At 55.0% G+C, this 21,716-nt stretch carries 20 protein-coding genes; 7 read left to right on the forward strand and 13 right to left on the reverse strand.

From position 1 onward, the window contains the following. Window positions 1-30: 30 nt before the first annotated feature. The 8 genes from rseP to rpsB form a co-directional block, all read right to left on the reverse strand. Window positions 31-1,383: a sigma E protease regulator RseP gene (rseP, locus tag LJA86_RS15085; protein ID WP_024907524.1), complete on the reverse strand. Its 1,353-nt coding sequence runs from the start codon at window positions 1,381-1,383 to the stop codon at window positions 31-33. Window positions 1,384-1,394: 11 nt separating this feature from the next. After that, window positions 1,395-2,252 carry a phosphatidate cytidylyltransferase gene (cdsA, locus tag LJA86_RS15090; RefSeq protein ID WP_045907836.1) on the reverse strand — a complete coding sequence of 286 codons (858 nt, stop codon included), beginning with the start codon at window positions 2,250-2,252 and terminating at the stop codon, window positions 1,395-1,397. A 12-nt stretch (window positions 2,253-2,264) separates the two neighbouring features. Then, on the reverse strand, window positions 2,265-3,023 hold the full coding sequence (gene ispU, locus LJA86_RS15095; RefSeq protein WP_047651476.1) for a (2E,6E)-farnesyl-diphosphate-specific ditrans,polycis-undecaprenyl-diphosphate synthase: 759 nt from the start codon (window positions 3,021-3,023) through the stop codon (window positions 2,265-2,267). Between the two features lie 186 nt (window positions 3,024-3,209). Then, entirely contained in the window at window positions 3,210-4,409 is a 1,200-nt protein-coding gene (gene ispC / locus LJA86_RS15100; protein WP_048225697.1) for a 1-deoxy-D-xylulose-5-phosphate reductoisomerase, read from the reverse strand. A gap of 93 nt (window positions 4,410-4,502) precedes the next feature. After that, a complete protein-coding gene (frr, locus tag LJA86_RS15105) occupies window positions 4,503-5,060 on the reverse strand; it encodes a ribosome recycling factor (RefSeq protein ID WP_008501909.1) in 558 nt (185 codons plus the stop codon). A 167-nt stretch (window positions 5,061-5,227) separates the two neighbouring features. Further along, the gene (gene pyrH / locus LJA86_RS15110) at window positions 5,228-5,953 is read right to left on the reverse strand and encodes a UMP kinase (protein ID WP_008501910.1); all 726 of its coding nucleotides are present in this window, start codon (window positions 5,951-5,953) and stop codon (window positions 5,228-5,230) included. Window positions 5,954-6,103: 150 nt separating this feature from the next. After that, window positions 6,104-6,955 carry a translation elongation factor Ts gene (tsf, locus tag LJA86_RS15115; protein ID WP_008501911.1) on the reverse strand — a complete coding sequence of 284 codons (852 nt, stop codon included), beginning with the start codon at window positions 6,953-6,955 and terminating at the stop codon, window positions 6,104-6,106. 117 nt (window positions 6,956-7,072) lie between these two features. Next, window positions 7,073-7,798, reverse strand: coding sequence for a 30S ribosomal protein S2 (gene rpsB, locus LJA86_RS15120; RefSeq protein WP_013095653.1), 726 nt, complete (start codon window positions 7,796-7,798; stop codon window positions 7,073-7,075). Window positions 7,799-8,119: 321 nt separating this feature from the next. On the opposite strand from rpsB, the gene map reads away from it, so the two are divergent. The 4 genes from map to LJA86_RS15140 all read left to right on the forward strand — a co-directional run bounded on the left by map (window position 8,120) and on the right by LJA86_RS15140 (window position 13,008). Next, window positions 8,120-8,914: a type I methionyl aminopeptidase gene (gene map / locus LJA86_RS15125; RefSeq protein WP_045907833.1), complete on the forward strand. Its 795-nt coding sequence runs from the start codon at window positions 8,120-8,122 to the stop codon at window positions 8,912-8,914. Window positions 8,915-8,977: 63 nt separating this feature from the next. Beyond that, on the forward strand, window positions 8,978-11,653 hold the full coding sequence (glnD, locus tag LJA86_RS15130) for a bifunctional uridylyltransferase/uridylyl-removing protein GlnD (RefSeq protein WP_053077067.1): 2,676 nt from the start codon (window positions 8,978-8,980) through the stop codon (window positions 11,651-11,653). A gap of 32 nt (window positions 11,654-11,685) precedes the next feature. Continuing rightward, window positions 11,686-12,510 (forward strand): 2,3,4,5-tetrahydropyridine-2,6-dicarboxylate N-succinyltransferase, encoded by an 825-nt coding sequence (dapD, locus tag LJA86_RS15135; protein WP_008501915.1) that lies wholly within the window; start codon window positions 11,686-11,688, stop codon window positions 12,508-12,510. A 111-nt stretch (window positions 12,511-12,621) separates the two neighbouring features. Next, complete coding sequence (locus LJA86_RS15140; protein ID WP_014168696.1) at window positions 12,622-13,008, forward strand: DUF3461 family protein; 387 nt, start codon at window positions 12,622-12,624, stop codon at window positions 13,006-13,008. A gap of 92 nt (window positions 13,009-13,100) precedes the next feature. Here the strand turns inward: LJA86_RS15140 and cdaR are convergent, their stop codons facing one another. The 3 genes from cdaR to dgt all read right to left on the reverse strand — a co-directional run bounded on the left by cdaR (window position 13,101) and on the right by dgt (window position 17,487). Continuing rightward, on the reverse strand, window positions 13,101-14,258 hold the full coding sequence (gene cdaR / locus LJA86_RS15145; RefSeq protein WP_229226365.1) for a DNA-binding transcriptional regulator CdaR: 1,158 nt from the start codon (window positions 14,256-14,258) through the stop codon (window positions 13,101-13,103). 146 nt (window positions 14,259-14,404) lie between these two features. Further along, window positions 14,405-15,841: a serine endoprotease DegP gene (degP, locus tag LJA86_RS15150; protein WP_025756813.1), complete on the reverse strand. Its 1,437-nt coding sequence runs from the start codon at window positions 15,839-15,841 to the stop codon at window positions 14,405-14,407. Between the two features lie 131 nt (window positions 15,842-15,972). Then, entirely contained in the window at window positions 15,973-17,487 is a 1,515-nt protein-coding gene (gene dgt / locus LJA86_RS15155; RefSeq protein WP_063620833.1) for a dGTPase, read from the reverse strand. An 82-nt stretch (window positions 17,488-17,569) separates the two neighbouring features. Here dgt and mtnN point away from each other — a divergent pair, with 82 nt between their 5' ends. The 3 genes from mtnN to LJA86_RS15170 are packed head-to-tail and all read left to right on the forward strand — an operon-like array spanning window position 17,570 to window position 19,712. Continuing rightward, window positions 17,570-18,268, forward strand: coding sequence for a 5'-methylthioadenosine/S-adenosylhomocysteine nucleosidase (gene mtnN, locus LJA86_RS15160; RefSeq protein ID WP_229226366.1), 699 nt, complete (start codon window positions 17,570-17,572; stop codon window positions 18,266-18,268). Beyond that, complete coding sequence (gene btuF / locus LJA86_RS15165; protein WP_048028455.1) at window positions 18,261-19,061, forward strand: vitamin B12 ABC transporter substrate-binding protein BtuF; 801 nt, start codon at window positions 18,261-18,263, stop codon at window positions 19,059-19,061. The genes mtnN and btuF overlap by 8 nt, the downstream gene beginning before the upstream one ends. 27 nt (window positions 19,062-19,088) lie before the next feature. After that, entirely contained in the window at window positions 19,089-19,712 is a 624-nt protein-coding gene (locus LJA86_RS15170) for a TRIC cation channel family protein (protein ID WP_045907828.1), read from the forward strand. Between the two features lie 58 nt (window positions 19,713-19,770). Here the strand turns inward: LJA86_RS15170 and erpA are convergent, their stop codons facing one another. After that, entirely contained in the window at window positions 19,771-20,115 is a 345-nt protein-coding gene (erpA, locus tag LJA86_RS15175) for an iron-sulfur cluster insertion protein ErpA (RefSeq protein ID WP_013095643.1), read from the reverse strand. Between the two features lie 85 nt (window positions 20,116-20,200). Then, a complete protein-coding gene (gene clcA, locus LJA86_RS15180; RefSeq protein ID WP_196365519.1) occupies window positions 20,201-21,601 on the reverse strand; it encodes a H(+)/Cl(-) exchange transporter ClcA in 1,401 nt (466 codons plus the stop codon). Between the last annotated feature and the right edge of the window lie 115 nt (window positions 21,602-21,716).

Below are 21,716 nucleotides of genomic sequence, written 5' to 3' on the forward strand. Positions count from 1 at the left end.
GTTATTATGCGTTCTTCCTAACTAACTCTCTTACAACCGAGAGAAATCATTGAAAAGTGCAAGCCCCATTAACAGCACCAGCAAAATCGAGCCAATGCGATAACTAAAGTCTTGAACTCGCTCGGATACCGGTCCGCCTTTTAGCTTTTCAATCGCTAAAAACAGCAGATGACCCCCGTCTAAAACGGGAAGCGGGAACAGGTTGATTATCCCAAGGTTCACGCTAATGAGCGCGAGGAACATGAGATAGTAAATCACCCCGAATTCCGCTGACATCCCAGCCCCCTGAGCAATCGAAATTGGCCCACTGAGGTTGTTCAGTTTCACATCACCGGTTATCAATTTCCCCAACATGTTGACCGTCAGCTTCATCAGTTGCCATGTTTTATCCGTGGCTTCAAGGATGGCGCTGAACGGCCCATACTGGCGTATTGTCTTGTACTCATCTGGCAGCGGGATCACTTTTGGCACAACGCCTGCAAACCCTTCTGCCTTCTTGCCGACCGACTTCGTATCCGGGATCAGCGTCAGCGAAAGCGGACTGCCCTGCCTTTCAACTTCCAGCGCGAGAGACGTACCCGGATTATCGCGCACCAGAGTAACAAAGGTCATCCACTCTGTTAATGGTTGACCATCGACTTTAACGATCCTGTCGCCTGCTTGCAAACCCGCTTTGCTCGCCGCCGAGTTGGCCTGGACTTCTGCTAATACCGGCTCGATCTGTGCGCCGCGTGGACGAATGCCCAGCGCAGCGACGGGATCCTCTTTGTCCGGCTCGAAACGCCAGTGACGTAAATCGAGCACTTTGTCCTGACGGGCGTCTGACCCAAACGGCGATACGCTGATGGTGGTCTGCGGATCGCCAATTTTAGCAACCAGCTGCAGTCGCACGGCATCCCAATCAGGGGTTTCGATACCATCAATCGCTTTAAGTTCCATCCCGGATGTAATTTGCGCACTCGCCGCGATGGAGTTGGGGGCAATTTCACCGACCACCGGACGTACGCCAGGGACGCCGATGATAAACACCAGCCAGTAAGCGAAAATCGCAAAGATGAAGTTGGCTACCGGTCCGGCAGCGATGATGGCGGCGCGTTGTCCAACGGTTTTATTGTTGAATGCGCTGTGTCGCAGCTCAGGCGCGACAGGCTCGACGCGTTCGTCGAGCATTTTGACGTAGCCGCCCAGCGGGATAAGGGCGATGACAAATTCCGTGCCGTGGCGATCGGTGCGCGTCCAGAGTGATTTACCAAAACCGATGGAAAAGCGCTCTACGCGCACACCACAGCGGCGAGCAACCCAGAAATGGCCAAATTCATGCACGGTAATCAGTACACCCAGTGCAACTATGAACGCCGCCAGATTCCAGAGAATGCTCAGCATAAAACCTTCCGTTAAATCGTCCCGAATACCAGTAAAAGCAAACACGCAAACACGGGAACCGCCGCTGTCAGGCTATCAATGCGATCCAGTATACCGCCATGCCCTGGAATCAGGTGTCCACTGTCCTTAATCCCTGCTTCACGCTTGAACATACTTTCGGTTAAATCACCGAGCACGGAGGCAAGCGCAGCAAAAATCGAGCACACCAGCAGTATTGACGGTGCCACTTCAAGATTCGCCCAGACGCCGTAGCCCCAGGAGATGATCGCGGCCGTAAACAAACCGCCGATGAATCCTTGCCAGGTTTTGCCCGGAGAAACCTTCGGCGCCAGCTTATGTTTGCCAAACAGTTTACCAAACATATAGGCCCCGGAGTCAGCCCCCCAGACGAGAATCATCACATAAAGCAGCCAGATCGCACCGCTGTAGTGGTTTTCGTCGTAATGCCAGGCGCGCAGCGCAACCATACCCCAGAAAAAAGGAATAATGGTGAGCAAACCAAAAATCAGTCGCAGCACTTTTGAATGACGCCATAACGCCGCGGAGCCGGGATAAAACAGCACCAGCAACAGCGCGGCCACCCACCAGGCCAACGATATCCACAAGGAACCGGCCACCAGGGGCTGATGAATATCATGATGATATTCAGGCAACGTAAACAGCATTATGGCCAGAATAAAGCCACACAGTACCGCAAGCCATACTCGCTGCGTGCGCGAGGTAAAGCCGCTAAACTGTCCCCATTCCCACGCGGCGAGCATGCACACCACCAGCGTAACAATAGCGAATCCCACCGGGGGCAGTAAAAACAGCGCCGCAATGACAATGGGTATTAATACAAAAGCGGAAATCAGGCGATACTTCAGCAAAAGCTACCCCCATCAGGCGTTATCGCCACCAGGCTCGGTGCCGCCGAAACGACGCTCTCGATTGGCAAAGGCATGCAGCGCACCTTCAAAGTCTTGTTCATCAAAATCGGGCCAAAGAACATCCGTAAAGTAAAGTTCAGCATAGGCAATTTGCCATATCAAAAAGTTACTTATGCGATGTTCCCCCCCTGTCCTAATTACCAAATCCACAGGTGCCTGTTCATTCATGCAGATTTGCTTGCTCAGCGCCTCTTCATCAATTTGGTCGGGTCTCAACAGCCCTTCCTGAACCTGTTCGGCCAGATGCCGAACGCCCTGGATAATATCCCAGCGTCCGCCGTAATTCGCCGCAATATTCAGCGTCAGTCCGGTATTATTTTCCGTCAGCGCTTCTGCTTTGCGAATCCGTTCCTGCAAACGTGAGTTAAAACGACTGGTATCGCCAATGATACGCAGGCGAACGTTGTGGCGGTGCAGGCTTTTTACTTCGCTGTCTAGCGCCCACACAAACAATTCCATCAACGCAGTCACTTCCTGCAGTGGTCGATTCCAGTTTTCACTGCTAAAAGCATAGAGCGTTAACGCATCAATGCCGTTATTGGCGGCAAAAGAAACGGCGCGGCGAACAGATTTCGCCCCAGCTTTATGCCCAAAGGCTCGTATTTTCCCTTGTCTTTTCGCCCAGCGGCCATTGCCATCCATAATGATTGCTACATGACGGCAGCCATGCGCTGGCAAGTTTTCGCTTATTGGTTGATTCGCAGACAACATAACGCGTTTTTTGTCCCTGAAAAGGATTTAACGGTACTCAGGAATACTGAAGCCGATACATAAAAAAGCCGTGTCAAACCACGGCTCACCTGACCACGTAAAGTCAAATACCTGCGATCAGGTGGCGCAGACTATATCACTGAAGCCCAACGCTAACAAATAGCACGACGACTAGTGGTTGCTTTATCACCAGCTTGCGAGACGTGTCACCTGTTGGCGCGCAATATTACGCGCAGCTGCATCCACCGCCAGCACCTCTTCCACGCTCTGTGGTTCGCGCAAATCCATCATCTCCAGTACCGCTAAATTCAACGCCGCGATATCGGTAAAACGAATTTGCTGATTCAGAAATGCTTCAACGGTAATTTCATTGGCTGCATTCAGTGCCGTTGTCGCCGCCTGCCCCTGGTCAAAGGCCGTCATCGCAAGCTTCAGACAAGGGTAACGGTCGTAGTCTGGCTCACTGAACGTCAGGGAACTTAGCTTGCAGAAATCAAGCGGCTTCACGCCGGACTTCACTCGATTCGGCCACGCCATGGAATGGGCAATTGGCGTACGCATATCCGGTTCGCCCAACTGCGCCAGCACGCTGCCATCCTGATAACGCACCATCGAATGAATCACCGATTGTGGGTGAATCAGTACTTCCATCTGTTTCGCTGACGCATTGAACAGCCAGCGCGCTTCAATGTATTCCAGACCTTTGTTCATCATGGTGGCAGAGTCAACGGAGATTTTACGCCCCATCGACCAGTTCGGATGACGGCACGCCTGATCCGGCGTCATGGCACGCAGTTCAGACAGTGGCGTTTCACGGAACGGGCCACCAGACCCGGTAAGCAGAATAGACACGACGCCATTCTGCTCCAGGTCAGCGTACCCCAGGTTCTGTTGAAAAGGTTGCGGTAAACTCTGAAAAATCGCGTTGTGCTCGCTGTCGACAGGCAAAAGACGCGCCCCGTGCTGCTTCACCGCCTCCATAAACAGGCGTCCGCAGGTCACCAGCGACTCTTTATTGGCCAGCAGAACGTCCTTACCGGCATCAATCGCGGCAAGCGTCGGCAATAATCCTGCCGCCCCGACGATGGCCGCCATCACCTGATCCACCTCATCCAGCGCCGCCATCTCGCAGGCCGCCTGTTGACCACTCAGCACCTCGGTTCGGCTGCCCTTCTCAAGCAGCTGTGCTTTGAGCAGGCGCGCGCTCTCTTCGTCATCCATCACCGCATAGCGGGGCGTAAACTCCAGGCACTGCTCAACCATTCGCTGCACATTCTTACCGGCCACCAGCGCTGTCACGGTGTAAAGTTCAGGATTATGGCGAACGACGTCGAGAGTACTGCAACCGATAGAGCCGGTTGAGCCGAGGAGTGTTAAATGCTTCATGAGATGCCCGAAAAGTTAGACCAGATAAAAGCAAAACGCCGCCAGCAAGACCCTAAGTCTCTCTGAACGGCGTTTATCAGTGTACGACAGAAATCAGAACTGCATCAGTTCCGCTTCTTTATCTGCCAGCGCCGCATCAATTTTCTTGATGGCAGCGTCAGTCATTTTCTGAATGTCGTCCTGGGAACGACGATCGTCATCTTCACTGATCTCTTTTTCTTTCAGCAGCGCTTTGACTTTATCGTTCGCGTCGCGGCGAACGTTACGCACGGAGACACGACCCTGCTCAGCTTCGCCACGCACCACTTTGATCAGGTCTTTACGACGCTCTTCGGTCAGCGGTGGCAGTGGAACGCGGATGTCAGCACCCGCAGAGCTTGGGTTCAGACCGAGGTCAGACGCCATGATCGCTTTCTCAACCGCCGGGCCCATAGAACGATCGAATACGTTAATTTTCAGCGTACGGGTATCTTCTACCGTCACGCTCGCCAGCTGACGCAGAGGGGTTGGCGTACCGTAGTACTCGACGATGATGCCATCCAGCAGGCTTGGGGAAGCACGGCCAGTACGGATTTTGCTGATTTGGGTTTTGAACGCTTCTACGCATTTTTCCATGCGTACTTCAGCATCTTTTCTGATGTCGTTAATCACGTTACGAATCCTTGAAAACTTGTCTCAGGCAGACTATCCGCCAGCACAGCGCTACAGGTGTGCTAAGTATAGTCGCGTTTAATTCATGACAACGCCAAAGGCGCGCCCGGGTAAGATACCACTACAAAATAAAGCGGAATCTTACCTGTATTTATCGTCAACGGAAATTATTCCGTGATCAAAGTGCCTTCTTTTTCGCCCATGACCACGCGACGCAGTGCGCCAGGTTTGTTCATGTTGAAGACACGGATCGGCAGTTTGTGGTCACGAGCCAGCGTGAAGGCGGCAAGATCCATTACTTTCAGCTCTTTATCCAGCACTTCGCTGTAGCTCAGCTGATCATACATGGTTGCAGAAGGATCTTTTGCCGGGTCGGCAGTAAACACGCCATCGACTTTGGTCGCTTTCAGTACCACATCAGCTTCGATCTCGATACCGCGCAGGCAGGCAGCGGAATCGGTCGTAAAGAACGGGTTACCCGTACCGGCGGAGAGGATCACCACGCGGTTGTTGCGCAGCAGGCTGATAGCTTCTGCCCAGCTGTAATTATCGCATACGCCATTCAGGGGGATCGCGGACATCAGGCGGGCGTTCACATAGGCGCGATGGAGCGCATCACGCATCGCCAGGCCATTCATCACGGTTGCCAGCATACCCATGTGGTCGCCCACAACGCGGTTCATCCCCGCTTTCGCCAGACCAGCACCACGGAAAAGGTTGCCACCGCCAATGACCACGCCAACCTGGATGCCCAGTTCGACCAGTTCTTTGATTTCCTGTGCCATGCGATCAAGGATGCTTGCGTCAATACCGAAGCCTTCCGATCCCTGCAGCGCTTCGCCACTCAGCTTAAGCAGAATGCGTTTGTACACGGGTTTTGCATTGGTAGCCATGTTTCTTTCCTGAGACTGTCAACGATTAAGATGGGGGTTAATTCTGGCGACATGATATGCCGCAAATCAGTACAGCGATACTGGAGCCTGTCTGATTTCCTGTGACGGGTGACAAAAAGAAGCCGCCCTCAGGCGGCTCCTTTTCAATCATTAAGACTGCTTGGACATTGCAGCAACTTCTGCTGCGAAGTCAGTCTCAACTTTCTCGATGCCTTCGCCCACTTCGAAGCGGATGAAGCCAGTTACGTCAGCGTTGTGCTCTTTCAGCAGCTGAGCAACAGACTTGCTTGGATCCATAACGAATGGCTGGCCAGTCAGAGAAACTTCGCCGGTGAATTTCTTCATGCGGCCTTCAACCATTTTCTCTGCGATTTCTTTTGGTTTACCAGACTGCATCGCGATGTCCAGCTGAACCTGGTACTCTTTCTCTACCACTTCAGCAGACACGTCTTCTGGCTTAACGAATTCTGGCTTGCTTGCAGCGATGTGCATTGCCAGCTGTTTAACCAGCTCTTCGTCAGCGCCTTTAGCCGCAACCAGAACACCGATACGTGCACCGTGCTGGTAAGAGCCCAGAACGTCGCCTTCCAGAGAAGCAACGCGACGGATGTTGATGTTCTCACCGATTTTAGCAACCAGCGCAACACGTTCTTCTTCGAACTGTGCTTTCAGAACTTCAACGTCAGTGATTTTGCCAGCAACCGCTGCGTCCAGAACTTTGTTAGCAAATGCCTGGAAACCACCATCTTTAGCAACGAAGTCAGTCTGGCAGTTAACTTCCAGAATGATGCCGTAGTTGCCGTCGATTTTAGTGATGATCACGCCGTCAGCAGCAACGTTGCCTGCTTTTTTAGCTGCTTTGATCGCACCGGATTTACGCATGTTTTCGATTGCCAGCTCGATGTCGCCGTTCGCTTCAGTCAGCGCTTTTTTGCAATCCATCATGCCTGCGCCAGTACGCTCGCGCAGCTCTTTTACCAGGGATGCGGTAATTTCAGCCATTCTTAAATCCTCGGGAGATGTGAACTGCCCGGCCGGGGGCCAAACAGTGTAAATTGAAAAAAGGGGCCGGTAATGGGCCCCTATTCATACACGGTACTAATAAGGGGTAAAACCTTATTATTCAGCTTCTACGAAGCTTTCTTCCGCCTGAGAAGCCAGATCCTGGGAACGGCCTTCACGAACGGTAGCAGCTACAGCGCTCAGGTACAGGCTAACAGCACGGATTGCGTCGTCGTTACCCGGGATAACGAAGTCAACACCGTCCGGATCGGAGTTGGTATCAACGATAGCGAATACCGGGATACCCAGGTTGTTAGCTTCTTTGATTGCGATGTGCTCGTGGTCTGCATCGATTACGAACAGCGCGTCTGGCAGGCCGCCCATATCTTTGATACCGCCCAGGCTGTTTTCCAGCTTGTCCAGTTCACGAGTGCGCATCAGCGCTTCTTTCTTAGTCAGCTTGTCGAAAGTACCGTCCTGAGACTGGGTTTCCAGATCTTTCAGGCGCTTGATGGACTGACGAACAGTTTTCCAGTTGGTCAGCATGCCGCCCAACCAGCGATGGTTCACGAAGAACTGGTCGCAGCTGTTAGCAGCATCTTTCACAGCTTCGCTTGCAGCGCGCTTAGTACCAACGAACAGAATCTTACCTTTACGGGAAGCGATCTTGTTCAGCTCAGCCAGGGCTTCGTTGAACATTGGTACAGTTTTCTCAAGGTTGATGATATGAACTTTGTTACGTGCGCCGAAGATGAAAGGCTTCATTTTCGGGTTCCAGTAACGGGTCTGGTGACCAAAGTGAACACCAGCCTTGAGCATGTCGCGCATGGAAACAGTTGCCATGGTTAAAACCTCTATATTGAAAGTTGGGGTTATGCCTCCACGTATCCCATATTACCGACCCCGAAGGGCACCCCGGAATATGTGCCGATACGTGTGTGTTGTTACACAAAGTGAGATTTGTCGCTCCCGTCCAGCCTGTGTATCTGAGATGGATCGGAAGTCCGGCGCGCTTTATACCACAAAACACGACCAGAAACCAACAGTTGTTGGCGGAGTGTGCTGTTAATGATTCTCAATTTGGCACGAAGCGTGCCTGACTGATACCATTGACGACACTTAGACTAGTATTGTCGAAAAAATCGACACCGATGGACAGATTACATGGCTATCTCTATTAAGACACCTGAAGAAATTGAAAAGATGCGCATCGCCGGTCGTCTGGCCGCGGAAGTGCTGGAAATGATCGAGCCGTTCGTGAAGCCGGGCGTCAGCACCGGTGAACTGGACCGCATCTGTAACGACTATATCGTGAACGAGCAGCACGCGGTTTCCGCCTGCCTCGGCTACCACGGTTTCCCGAAATCCGTCTGCATCTCTATTAATGAAGTGGTGTGTCACGGTATTCCGGACGATGAAAAACTGCTGAAAGACGGCGACATCGTTAACATCGACGTGACCGTCATTAAAGACGAGTACCACGGTGACACCTCAAAAATGTTCATCGTTGGCAAGCCGACCATTCTTGGCGAGCGTCTGTGCAAAGTGACTCAAGAGAGCCTCTACCTGGCGCTGAAAATGGTGAAACCGGGTATTCGCCTGCGCACCATTGGTGCGGCAATCCAGAAATTTGTCGAAGCAGAAGGGTTCTCCGTGGTACGCGAGTACTGCGGTCACGGCATTGGTCGCGTCTTCCACGAAGAGCCACAGGTTCTGCACTATGATGCCGATGACGGCGGCGTGGTGCTGCAAAAAGGCATGACCTTTACCATTGAGCCAATGGTCAACGCGGGTGATTACCGCATCCGGACCATGAAAGACGGCTGGACGGTGAAAACCAAAGACAGAAGCTTGTCTGCGCAGTACGAGCATACTATTGTGGTAACAGACAACGGCTGCGAAATTATGACGTTGCGCAAGGATGACACCATCCCGGCGATACTGACGCACGACGAATGATAAAAAAGCCGGCAAATGCCGGCTTTTTTAATGGCTATAGCTTTTTCTTATGGGTGGCGCACGATGAGTAATCTTTTACCCGAACAGTATGCTAACACAGCTCTTCCCACCCTCCCCGACCAGCCCGATAACCCAGGCGTCTGGCCGCAGCACGAGCTGACCTGTGCCGGCATCAAGGCGCACATGGATGTCTTTCACCGCTGGCTGGGCAGCGCATTTGATGCGGGCATATCGGCAGAACAGCTGATTGAGGCGCGTACCGAATTTATCGACCAGCTGCTGCAGCGCCTGTGGATCGATTATGGGTTTGGACAAATCAGCGATGTTGCGCTGGTTGCCGTCGGAGGCTATGGCCGCGGTGAGCTGCATCCGCTTTCCGATATCGATCTCCTGATCTTAAGCCGCAAAAAGCTGCCGGACGAACAGGCGCAAAAAATCGGCGAGCTGCTGACCCTGCTCTGGGACGTAAAGCTGGAAGTCGGCCACAGCGTGCGTACCCTGGAAGAGTGTCTGCTTGAAGGGCTGTCGGACCTGACCGTCGCCACCAACCTGATTGAAACCCGCCTGCTGATTGGCGACGTCGCGCTGTTCCTGGAGCTGCAAAAACACATCTTCAGCGACGGCTTCTGGCCGTCAGAAAAGTTCTTCGCCGCGAAGGTCGAGGAGCAAAACCAGCGCCACCAGCGCTACCACGGCACCAGCTATAACCTTGAGCCTGACATTAAAAGCAGCCCCGGCGGCCTGCGCGACATCCACACGCTACAGTGGGTTGCCCGACGCCATTTTGGCGCCACCTCGCTGGACGAAATGGTTGGCTTCGGCTTTTTAACCGAGGCGGAGCGTAACGAGCTTAACGAGTGTCTGCACCTGCTCTGGCGCATCCGCTTTGCCCTGCATCTGGAAGTTACGCGCTACGATAACCGTCTGCTGTTTGACCGCCAGCTCAGCGTGGCGCAGCGCCTGAATTACCAGGGCGAGGGTAACGAGCCGGTTGAGCACATGATGAAGGATTTCTTCCGCGTCACCCGCCGGGTGACCGAGCTGAACCAGATGCTGTTGCAGCTGTTCGACGAGGCCATTCTGGCCCTGACGGCCGACGAAAAGCCGCGCCCGATTGATGACGAATTCCAGCTGCGCGGCACGCTTATCGATCTCCGCGACGAAACGCTGTTTATCCGCGAGCCGGAAGCGATTCTGCGGATGTTCTATACCATGGTGCGCAACAGCACCATCACCGGGATCTACTCCACCACCCTGCGCCATCTGCGCCACGCGCGCCGCCATTTGACGGAGCCGCTGTGCTATATCCCGGAAGCCCGTTCGCTGTTCCTGAGCATGCTCCGCCACCCGGGCGCCGTCAGCCGAGGCCTGCTGCCGATGCACCGTCACAGCGTGCTGTGGGCCTATATGCCGCAGTGGTCGCACATCGTCGGGCAGATGCAGTTCGATCTGTTCCACGCCTACACGGTGGATGAACACACGATCCGCGTGATGCTTAAGCTGGAAAGCTTTGCGAAAGAAGAGACGCGCTCCCGCCACCCGCTGTGCGTCGAGCTGTGGCCGCGCCTGACCCATCCTGAGCTGATCCTGATTGCCGCCCTGTTCCACGACATCGCCAAAGGTCGCGGCGGCGACCACTCGGTGCTCGGCGCGCAGGACGTGCTGAAATTTGCCGAGCTGCACGGCCTGAACTCACGTGAAACGCAGTTGGTGGCCTGGCTGGTACGCCATCACCTGCTGATGTCGGTCACCGCCCAGCGCCGTGACATTCAGGACCCGGAAGTCATAAAACAGTTCGCCGAAGAGGTCCAGACGGAAAATCGTCTGCGCTATCTGGTCTGCCTGACGGTGGCCGATATCTGCGCCACCAACGAAACCCTCTGGAACAGCTGGAAGCAGAGCCTGCTGCGCGAGCTGTACTTCGCCACCGAAAAACAGCTGCGTCGCGGGATGCAGAACACGCCGGATATGCGCGAGCGCGTGCGTCACCACCAGCTGCAGGCGCTGGCGCTGCTGCGGATGGATAACATTGATGAAGAGGCGCTACATCAGATTTGGGCCCGCTGCCGCGCCAACTATTTTGTCCGCCACAGCCCAAACCAGCTTGCGTGGCACGCGCGGCATCTGCTCAAGCACGATCTGTCGCAGCCGATGATCCTGCTGAGCCCGCAGGCCACCCGCGGCGGGACGGAGATTTTCATCTGGAGCCCGGACCGCCCTTATCTGTTTGCTGCGGTCTGCGCCGAGCTGGACAGGCGTAACCTGAGCGTGCACGACGCGCAGATTTTCACCACCCGCGACGGCATGGCCATGGACACCTTTATCGTGCTGGAGCCGGACGGCAGCCCGCTGTCGTCGGACAGGCATGAAGGGATACGTTTTGGTCTGGAGCAGGCGATCACCCAGCGCAGCTGGCAACCCCCGCAGCCGCGTCGCCAGCCGGCGAAATTGCGCCATTTCACCGTGGATACCGAAGTCAATTTCCTGCCAACCCACACCGATCGTAAATCGTTCCTTGAGCTGATCGCGCTCGACCAGCCGGGGCTGCTCGCCCGCGTCGGCCAGGTTTTTGCCGATCTGGGAATTTCGCTTCATGGGGCCCGAATTACAACCATTGGCGAGCGAGTAGAAGATTTATTTATAATCGCCACCGCCGACCGGCGTGCCCTTAATAATGACCTGCAGCTTGAAGTGCAACAACGGTTGACAGCAGCCCTCAATCCAAACGATAAAGGGTGATATGTTTTTTAGTGAAATGGAAAGAGTAAACAATGCAGCAGTTACAGAACGTTATTGAGTCCGCTTTTGAGCGTCGCGCCGAGATTACCCCGGCAAATGTGGATACCGTGACCCGTGAAGCGGTAAACCAGGTGATTTCCCTGCTGGATTCCGGCGCGCTGCGCGTGGCAGAAAAAATCGACGGTCAGTGGGTCACTCATCAATGGCTGAAGAAAGCCGTGCTGCTCTCTTTCCGCATCAACGATAACCAGGTTATCGACGGAGCAGAAAGCCGCTACTTCGATAAAGTGCCAATGAAGTTCGCTGACTACGACGAAGCGCGTTTCCAGAAAGAAGGTTTCCGCGTGGTACCGCCTGCGGCAGTACGCCAGGGCGCCTTCATCGCACGTAATACCGTGCTGATGCCATCCTACGTGAACATCGGTGCCTACGTTGACGAAGGTACCATGGTCGACACCTGGGCAACTGTCGGTTCCTGCGCGCAGATCGGTAAAAACGTTCACCTGTCCGGCGGCGTGGGCATCGGTGGTGTTCTGGAACCACTGCAGGCTAACCCGACCATCATCGAAGATAACTGCTTCATCGGCGCGCGCTCTGAAGTGGTTGAAGGCGTGATCGTGGAAGAAGGCTCCGTGATCTCCATGGGCGTTTACATCGGCCAGAGCACCCGTATTTACGATCGTGAAACCGGCGAAGTACATTACGGTCGCGTTCCGGCGGGCTCCGTCGTGGTGTCCGGCAACCTGCCGTCAAAAGATGGCAAATACAGCCTGTACTGTGCGGTTATCGTGAAGAAAGTGGATGCGAAAACGCGCGGTAAAGTGGGCATCAACGAATTGCTGCGCACCATCGATTAATCGGGTATAACAAAAAGCGGGGGCAACCCCGCTTTTTTTATATCTGAGGGTGGCGAAAATAGATTTTTTCGTTAATTATTCAAAGGTTATGTTGAGATCAAGGGTACCGCTATGTACGATAATCTGAAAAGTCTGGGCATTACCAATCCTGATGAAATTGATCGTTACAGCCTCCGCCAGGAAGCCAACAACGATATTTTGAAAATCTATTTTCACAAGGACAAAGGAGAGTTTTTCGCCAAAAGCGTGAAGTTTAAATACCCACGCCAGCGTAAGACCGTTGTTGCTGACGGTGTAGGACAGGGATACAAAGAAGTACAGGAAATCAGCCCTAACCTGCGCTATGTGATCGATGAACTCGATCAGATCTGCCAGCGCGACCGCACCGAAGTCGATCTCAAGCGTAAGATCCTTGACGACCTGCGTCACCTTGAAAGCGTTGTTACCAATAAGATCAGCGAGATTGAAGCGGATCTTGAGAAGTTAACCCGGAAATAAAAGCAAAACGGCAATCCTTGATTGCCGTTTTTAGTGTTTGCGCCCTCTCCCTGTGGGAGACGGATGGAGTGAGGGCACCAGACCGCACTCAGTCATCTCTGCTCGTCCAGCTGCAGCGCCACATACAGCAGTAGCCTGTCGTCGAAATTCCCCAGATCCAGCCCCGTCAGCTCTGAAATTCGGTTTAACCGATACTCCAGGGTATTGCGGTGGATAAACAGCGCTTTTGACGTCGCCAGCGGCTGCACGTTATGACGGAACCACGCCTGCAGGGTCCGGCGCAGCAGGCCGTTATTGTCCATGGCTTTCAGGCGCGCCAATGGCCGCGCCAGCTCATTGGCCTGCCAGCCACCGCGCAGGCTGTCGAGCAGCACCGGCAGCATCAGGTCCTGATAAAAATAACTGCGGCTCTCCGGCATTCGCTGCTTGCCCACCATCATGGTGGTGCGTGCGGTACGCCAGGAGCGGGCGATACTGCCCGGCCCGGTAAAGTAGTTGCCCAACGCAACGCGAAAACGCAGCTGGCCATTCTCTTTCATTCGGTCGATCAGCAGTTCCACGCGACGACGATGATCGTCCGCATCCCAGCGGCCGAACGCATTAAGCGCTGGTTTGAGCACCACCATTTCCGTCAGAGAAACGATCGCCACCAGGTTATCGCGCTCCGGCGTCGCCAGCGCATTTTGCAGCTGCTGCAGTTCGGCCATCGCGCTGTCTACGCCCAGCTGGCCGCTATCGACTTCAATCACCGCCACCACGCGCGGCTGGTTCAGGTCGATCCCCAGACGCTGCGCCCATTCACTGAGCGCAGGCGTATGCTCTTCCGCCTGAATAAGATTCATCACCAGTTCCTCACGCAGGCGGCTGTCCTGAGCGAGCAGGTGCATCAGGCGCGACTGCTCGAGCATCATCTCCGCCGTCATGCAGACCAGCTCACCGTATTTTCGCAGTGACTCGGGCTCGCCGGTGAGACCGATGACCCCCACAATCTCGCCTTCAAGGCGCAGCGGTAAATTGATGCCCTGACGGACGCCGTGCAGGTGTTTCGCTACCGCATCGTCGATATCGACCACGCGCCCCTGGGAGAGCACCAGCAGCGCGCCTTCGTGCAATTCCCCAATACGCTCGCGATCGCCGCTGCCAATAATGCGCCCGCGGGCATCCATTACGTTGATATTGGTATCAATGATGCGCATGGTGCGCGCCACGATATCCTGCGCCATTTTGGTATCAAGATGCCAGCCAGCCATAGAACCCTCCTGTGAGCAGAGCTCAAGCATAGGGATGTTCAGCGACGGCTGCATTGTGCGAATGCACAAAGAGAGAGGAAGAAGTATGGACTTGTGGGAAGGGTCACAGAAACGAGAAAGCCCCTGCGAACAGGGGCTTCAGAGGATTACTGCATCAGCAGGTAAATAGAGGTATCACCACGCTGGATATTCAGCGCCAGCACGGAAGGCTTGCTGTCGAGAATTTTACGCAGTTCAGCGATATTTTTCACCGGCTGCTGGTTAGCGCCCATGATCACATCGCCCTTCTTGAGGCCGATACGGGCTGCCGGTGAATTCGCTTTCACGTTGTTCACCACCACGCCTTTGTCTGCGCCTTTGTTGCTCATCTCGGCACCTTCAATCCCGCTGAAGATGGTGCTGGAGTCCACCTGATTCTGGCTGCTCTGCTGCAGCTCCAGGCTCACGTTAACCGCTTTACCGTCGCGCAGCAGACCAAGGGTCACTTTGCTGCCGATAGGCATAGAGCCGACTTCCGCACGCAGGGCGGCAAAGCTGCTGATCGGTTTACCGTTCAGGGAGGTGATCACATCCCCCGCTTTAATGCCCGCTTTAGCGGCAGAGGAGTTCGGCATCACCTGGCTGACGAATGCCCCGCGCTGGGCGTCAACCTTCATCGCCTTCGCCAGTTCGGAGTTCAGTTCCGTACCCAGGATACCCAGCTCACCGCGTTTCACCTGGCCATACTGCACCATCTGCGCGGTCAGGTTTTTCACCATGTTACTTGGGATAGCAAAACCGATCCCGATATTGCCGCCGTCCGGGGCAAGGATCGCGGTGTTGATACCGATCAGTTCGCCGTTCAGGTTGACCAGCGCACCGCCGGAGTTACCGCGGTTGATCGCCGCATCCGTCTGGATGAAGTTCTCATAGTTCTCGGCATTGAGACCGCTACGGCCCAGCGCAGAGACGATACCCGAGGTCACGGTTTCACCCAGACCGAACGGGTTACCGATCGCCACGGTATAGTCGCCCACGCGCAGCGCGTCGGAGTCGGCAATTTTAATCGCCGTCAGGTTTTTCGGATCCTGAATCTGGATCAGCGCAATGTCAGAACGCGGGTCTTTGCCGACCACTTTGGCGTCAAACTTACGGCCATCGCTCAGCTGAACCTTAATGCTGTTCGCGTTATCGACAACGTGGTTGTTGGTAACGACGTAGCCTTTCGCTGCATCAATGATTACCCCCGAGCCAAGCGCCATGAATTTCTGCTGCTGGCCGCCGCCCTGGCTGTCATCCCCTGCGCCACCGCCCTGACAGAACGGAGAGCTCTGGAATGGCGAACCGTCCTGGCAGAACGGCGAGTTGTCGCCGAAGAACTGCTGGAAGTTACGCGGCATGCGCGGCGTATTGACGGTCGTGCTACCCTCAACGTTAATACTCACCACCGATGGCATCACTTTTTCGAGCATCGGTGCCAGGCTTGGCATCTGCTGCGCGGTTGCTGCCGACGACGCGGTCTCGGCTGCAGTAGCAGTCAGAGGAGACAGCGCTAAACCTAAACTCAGAGCCAGTGCACTCATTGCTAATGTGGTTTTTTTCATGTTTCTCAATCTCGATTTACAGGTAACGCAAAATTGCTGTGTAACTCAGATTCGTTTTATACCGCTTAGTTCCGGCGATAAGTTTATGGAAAAGGTAAAAATTTATTGGCCGTCTTTACAAAACTCAGGCGTTATTCCACCGCCATCAGCTTGCGATATTCATCCCAGGCATACAAATCCGTCATGCCGCTGATATAGTCCTGGATAAGACGGCAGCGATAATAATATTCCATCACCGGCCACTGGGGAGAATGACGATCCAGCTTGCCAATCGCTTCGACATACGCCAGACGGTGTCGGGTAGAGAGTTTCTGATAAAGTCGGGATTCGATGGGGATGCGGCGCACGCGCTCGTGTTCCACCAGCTCGCTGAATTCGTCAACGGACAGCTGGAGCAGCGGGGCATAAATTTCCAGTAACCCGCTGATCACCCGGTAGCCCTGCAGCTCTAACTGTTCGACATCCGGATGGCTGAAGACATGCCGCATCGCCACATGTTTATAAAGCTCGAGGAGCTGGCTGAAACTGCTGTCATCTTCCAGTAGCGCATGGTTGAATTCCCCGCTGAAAATCAGCGGCAAATTATCAATAAAGCGCGACGCCGCGTACGGCACCAGCTTATTTAATGTATTGACCCGCAAATACATAAAGAACTGATCTTCCGTACTGCGGCTTAATGTATTTGAGCGCGATTTATCCCAGGCATTTTCGACAACCTGCGCAAACAGCGAGCCTTTTTCATGGGTGCCCCAGGCCGTATAAAGATGCTGATAAAGCTCCTCGACGCTGAAGATTCTTTTCTCAACCGCGTCTTCCAGATCGGCCACGCAATAGGAAATATCATCGGCGGCTTCCATAATCCAGGTCAATGGAAAGCGGCCGTTTGGCGTCAATGAAAGTTCTTTACGTAGCCGTTCAATATAGGCCTCTTCGGAAAGATAATAGCCCGGTTTTTTCATTAAATAACTGTGGGACGCGGGCGTCTCCCCCATCCACCACGCGGGGCGCGTATATTTCAGAATGCAGCCGACCTGTGCCCAGGTCAGGTTCATACGCATCAGGGAGTGGACCAGCCGGATCCCCTGCGCGTTGCCCTCAAAATGACAGAGATCCTGGCGCACCTTGCGGCGCAAATCGTTCAGTCCCTCTTCGCCTTCACGCAGGCGTAAATCGCGTACGATGCAGCGGTCGTCGCTCAGCGGCTGGCTTACCGCATCCGAAGGGTAAAGCCGTTGTTTAAACCAGTCATTGATTGCCGCCTCACCAAAATGACCGAAAGGCGGATTGCCGATGTCATGCATCAGGCAGGCCATCTCAACGATGCTCTCAAAAGGCCCCGTCAGCTCGTCCAGACCATAGGTTTCCAGCAAGCGCTGCTCTTTGAGACGGCTCAAAATCTCTTTGGCTATATAGCGCCCGACCTGCTGCACCTCCATAGAGTGGGTTAAGCGCGTGCGCACTGCGGCGTTACGCTCCAGCGGAAAGACCTGGGTTTTTTGCTGCAGACGGCGGATGGCGGGCGAGTTAATGATCCGCCCGCGATCGCTTTCGAAGATACGCAGGATCTCATGTTCGCTCTTGTCGCCCTGCGGCGAACGGAAACGTCGGTGCCAGTTAATTTTGGTGCGAAAATCGATTGGTGACATGTGCTCCCCCGCGTGAGAATGCGTTTCCCCTTAACCGCATGATAGACTATGCATCTTAACAAGGCACATCGCGAGTAAATCTATGAAAATCGGCATTATTGGTGCAATGGAAGAAGAAGTTACGCTCCTGCGTGACAAAATTGAGAACCGTCAGACCCTCTCTCTGGGGGGTTGTGAGATCTATACCGGTAAGCTAAACGGTGTTGACGTGGCTCTGCTGAAATCAGGCATCGGTAAAGTCGCTGCGGCGCTGGGTGCCACCCTGCTGCTTGAGCGCTGCAAGCCGGACGTGATCGTGAATACCGGCTCTGCGGGCGGCCTGGCGCCGACGCTGAAGGTGGGGGACATCGTTGTTTCCGACGAAGCGCGTTACCACGATGCTGACGTCACCGCGTTCGGTTATGAGTACGGCCAGCTTCCGGGCTGCCCGGCAGGGTTTAAAGCGGACGACAAACTGATTGCGGCGGCAGAGACCTGCATTGCGGAGCTCAACCTCAACGCGGTACGCGGTCTGATTGTCAGCGGTGACGCGTTCATCAATGGTTCCGTGGGTCTGGCGAAAATCCGTCATAACTTCCCTCAGGCGGTGGCCGTTGAGATGGAAGCGACTGCGATTGCGCACGTTTGCCATAACTTCAACGTACCGTTCGTGGTGGTTCGCGCCATCTCTGACGTGGCAGACCAGCAGTCCCACATCAGCTTCGACGAGTTCCTGACCGTTGCGGCAAAACAGTCCACCGTGATGGTGGAACGCCTGGTGCAGAATCTGGCACGTGGCTAAACATCCCCTCAGGGCGCTTGCCGCCCTGCTTCTGCTCGCCCCGCTGTGGCTCTATGCTGTACCGCGCGTGATTACGCTCTCTCCCGCCAATACGGAGCTGGCGTTTGCCGCCGGCATTACGCCCGTCGGCGTGAGCAGCTTTTCCGATTATCCGCCGCAGGCCGCGGGGATTGAGCAAGTGGCCACCTGGCAAGGGATGAACCTTGAGCGCATCGTGGCGCTGAAACCGGATCTCGTGCTGGCCTGGCGTGGCGGCAACGCCGAGCGGCAGGTCAACCAGCTTACTTCCCTTGGCATAAAGGTCATGTGGATTGATGCCGTCAGCATTGAACAGGTCGCACAGGCGCTACGCGCCCTGGCACCCTATAGCCCTACCCCCCAAAAAGCCGAGGCTGCGGCGAAACAGATGCTGAGCGACTATGCCGCGCTGAAATCCCGATACGATACCCCAGTTAAAAAGCGCATCTTCCTGCAGTTTGGCAGCCAGCCGCTGTTCACCACCGGAAAAGGGTCGATTCAAAACCAGGTGCTGGAAGTTTGTGGCGGTGAAAACATCTTTGCAGCCAGCCGGGTGCCGTGGCCTCAGGTAAGCCGCGAGCAGGTTCTGGCGCGCCAGCCACAGGCCATCGTCGTGGTCGGAAATGCGAGTGAAATTCCCAAAATTGAGCAATTCTGGCAAAAGCAGCTAAAAATACCGGTAATACCCCTCAACAGCGACTGGTTTGAACGCGCCAGCCCGCGTATTATCCTCGCCGCAAAACAGCTCTGTGCCGCGCTGGCAGAGAGTCACTAACATAAGACCCTTTTCGAGGATTTAACGATGCTCGTTTATTGGCTGGATATTCTTGGCACAGCCGTTTTTGCTATCTCCGGCGTCCTGCTCGCCGGAAAACTACGCATGGATCCGTTTGGCGTGCTGGTGCTGGGCGTAGTAACCGCCGTGGGCGGCGGGACAATCCGCGATATGGCGCTGGCGAATGGCCCGGTGTTTTGGGTGAAAGATCCGACCGATCTGGTGGTCGCGATGGTCACCTGCCTGTTAACCATTGTGCTGGTTCGCCAGCCCCGCCGATTACCAAAATGGATATTGCCGGTACTGGATGCCGTCGGTCTGGCCGTGTTTGTCGGTATTGGCGTCAATAAGGCGTTTAATGCGGGCACCGGTCCGATGGTGGCGATCTGCATGGGCGTATTAACCGGCGTAGGCGGCGGGATCATTCGCGACATTCTGGCGCGTGAGGTACCGATGATCCTGCGTACTGAAATTTACGCGACGGCCTGCATTGCCGGCGGCATTGTCCACGCGACAGCGTACTACACGTTTGCACTTCCGCTGGAAAACGCCGCGATGCTGGGGATGGTCGTGACGCTGGTGATACGTTTAGCGGCGATACGCTGGCACCTGAAGCTGCCGACGTTTGCGCTGGATGAAAATTCAAGATAGGCGTCGTTTATAAGCCCGGTGGCGCTTCGCTTACCGGGCCTACAATCCGCATTCAGGCTTAAATGCTGAACGAAGAACCACACCCGCAGGTGCTTGTTGCGTTCGGGTTGGTGACCACAAAGCGCGAACCTTCCAGACCCTCGGTGTAATCCACCGAACCGCCCACCAGATATTGCAGGCTCATCGGGTCAACCACCAGTGCGACGCCCTGTTTCTCGATGGTCATATCGCCATCGTTAACCTGATCGTCAAAGGTAAAACCGTACTGGAAGCCGCTGCAGCCGCCGCCGGTAATATAGACACGCAGTTTCAGATCCGGATTGTCTTCGTCGGCAATCAGGGTTTTCACTTTGTTGGCTGCTGCTTCGGTAAACTCCAGCGGCAACGCTACATCATCACTCATCTTATGCTCCCATGAATACTGCTACTGCTATTGGGTAAAATTCACCCAATTCTTTGTGTCATTATCTAATACCCTGGTAATTCATTCAAGTATTCTGCGTTGCGGCCCGCTCCGCCTCTTGTTTTGCCAGAGTACGCGCAAGAATGGTGGAGTATAGCGGTTTTCCACCCAGGAACTGGGCTAATAGTGTCGCGCCGAGACAGGTAATGATCATTGGCAAAATGAGCTGGTAATTATCCGTCATCTCCAGCACCAGGACGATCCCGGTCAATGGCGCGCGCAGGGAGGCGGCAAGCAGCGCGCCCATTCCGGCCACCGCAAAGGTCCCGGCGTCAAGGTGATAGGCGGGAAAGCCCGCTTCCGCCGCCATACCAAACGCGGTGCCCAGCAAGGTTCCCAGCGCCAGCATCGGGGCGAATATCCCACCGGGCGCGCCGGAGGAAAAACAGAGCACCGTCGTGATGACGCGGGAGATAAACATAAACAGCAGCAGACCCACGCTAAAGTTCCCCGCCGCCGCAATGGGGATCAGCCCGAACCCGCCGCCAGCGGCATTCGGCTCGATAAACCCGAGCACGCCGCAGATTCCGCCCAGCAGGCCACCCATCAGCACCCATTTGGTCGTATTCCCACCGTGGATACGCTGGAACATATCCTGAGCGCGTAGGATAAAGGTGTTAAACAGCGGCCCCACCACGCCAAAAATCATGCCGAGGATCAGGTAAAGCCACAGGGTGTTCACCGGCGCGTTGGTCAGTTTACCCACCTCAATGACCGCCCCTTCGCCATTAAAGAGGCGAAACACGATGCTCGACATAATGACGCCGGTAAACACCGCTTTAATGGAGATCAGGTTGTAGCGAAACTGCGCGCGCATCTCTTCGATGATAAACAAAATGCCCGCCAGCGGCGCGTTAAAGGCCGCCGACAGCCCCGCGGCCGCACCGGTTGCCAGCAGCGTATGGCGCGCTTCGGCGCTGCGCATCCGAAACAGATCGCCCACCATGCGGCCGACGTTCCCGCCCAGCTGAACCGTAGGCCCTTCCCGGCCAAGAACCATCCCCGCGCCCAGCGTACCCATGCCGCCGATAAACTTCACCGGGATGACACGCCACCAGCGCACCGGACGCAACTCCTCCAGGGCCCCTTCAATTTCCGGGATGCCGGACCCGCCCGCCTCCGGCGCAAATTTACGCACCAGAAAATACCCCACCATGGCAAACAGCGCCGACAGCCCGAACGCCGCAACCCAGACCAGCCATCGGCTGTCGGCGAAACCGGCCACGGTTCCCACTCGCCAGTTGAGCACGGCATTAACCGCTTTTTCAAACGCCACGCCCACCAGACCGGCGACTGTTCCCACCACGGCAGCGGCCAGCAGGATCGCCAGCGGCGTTTTATCGCGATTGAGCAGCCGTCGAATACTGATTCGATGCTGAGCGCGCGTAAACTGTTGTTCTTCAAAAGACGGAGAATCTGATTTCATGTCCTGTACTTATTCGTCATACAAAAAGCCGCGAGGATTTTACCAGAGACAGCCCCACCGTCTCCTGAAAATTACTTAACAAATCTTAAAGCATTACCCGGCTAAAAATTTCATA

This window comes from Enterobacter sp. TCD1-1, from assembly GCF_020567405.1.
GTDB classification, from domain to species: Bacteria; Pseudomonadota; Gammaproteobacteria; order Enterobacterales; family Enterobacteriaceae; genus Enterobacter; species Enterobacter quasiroggenkampii.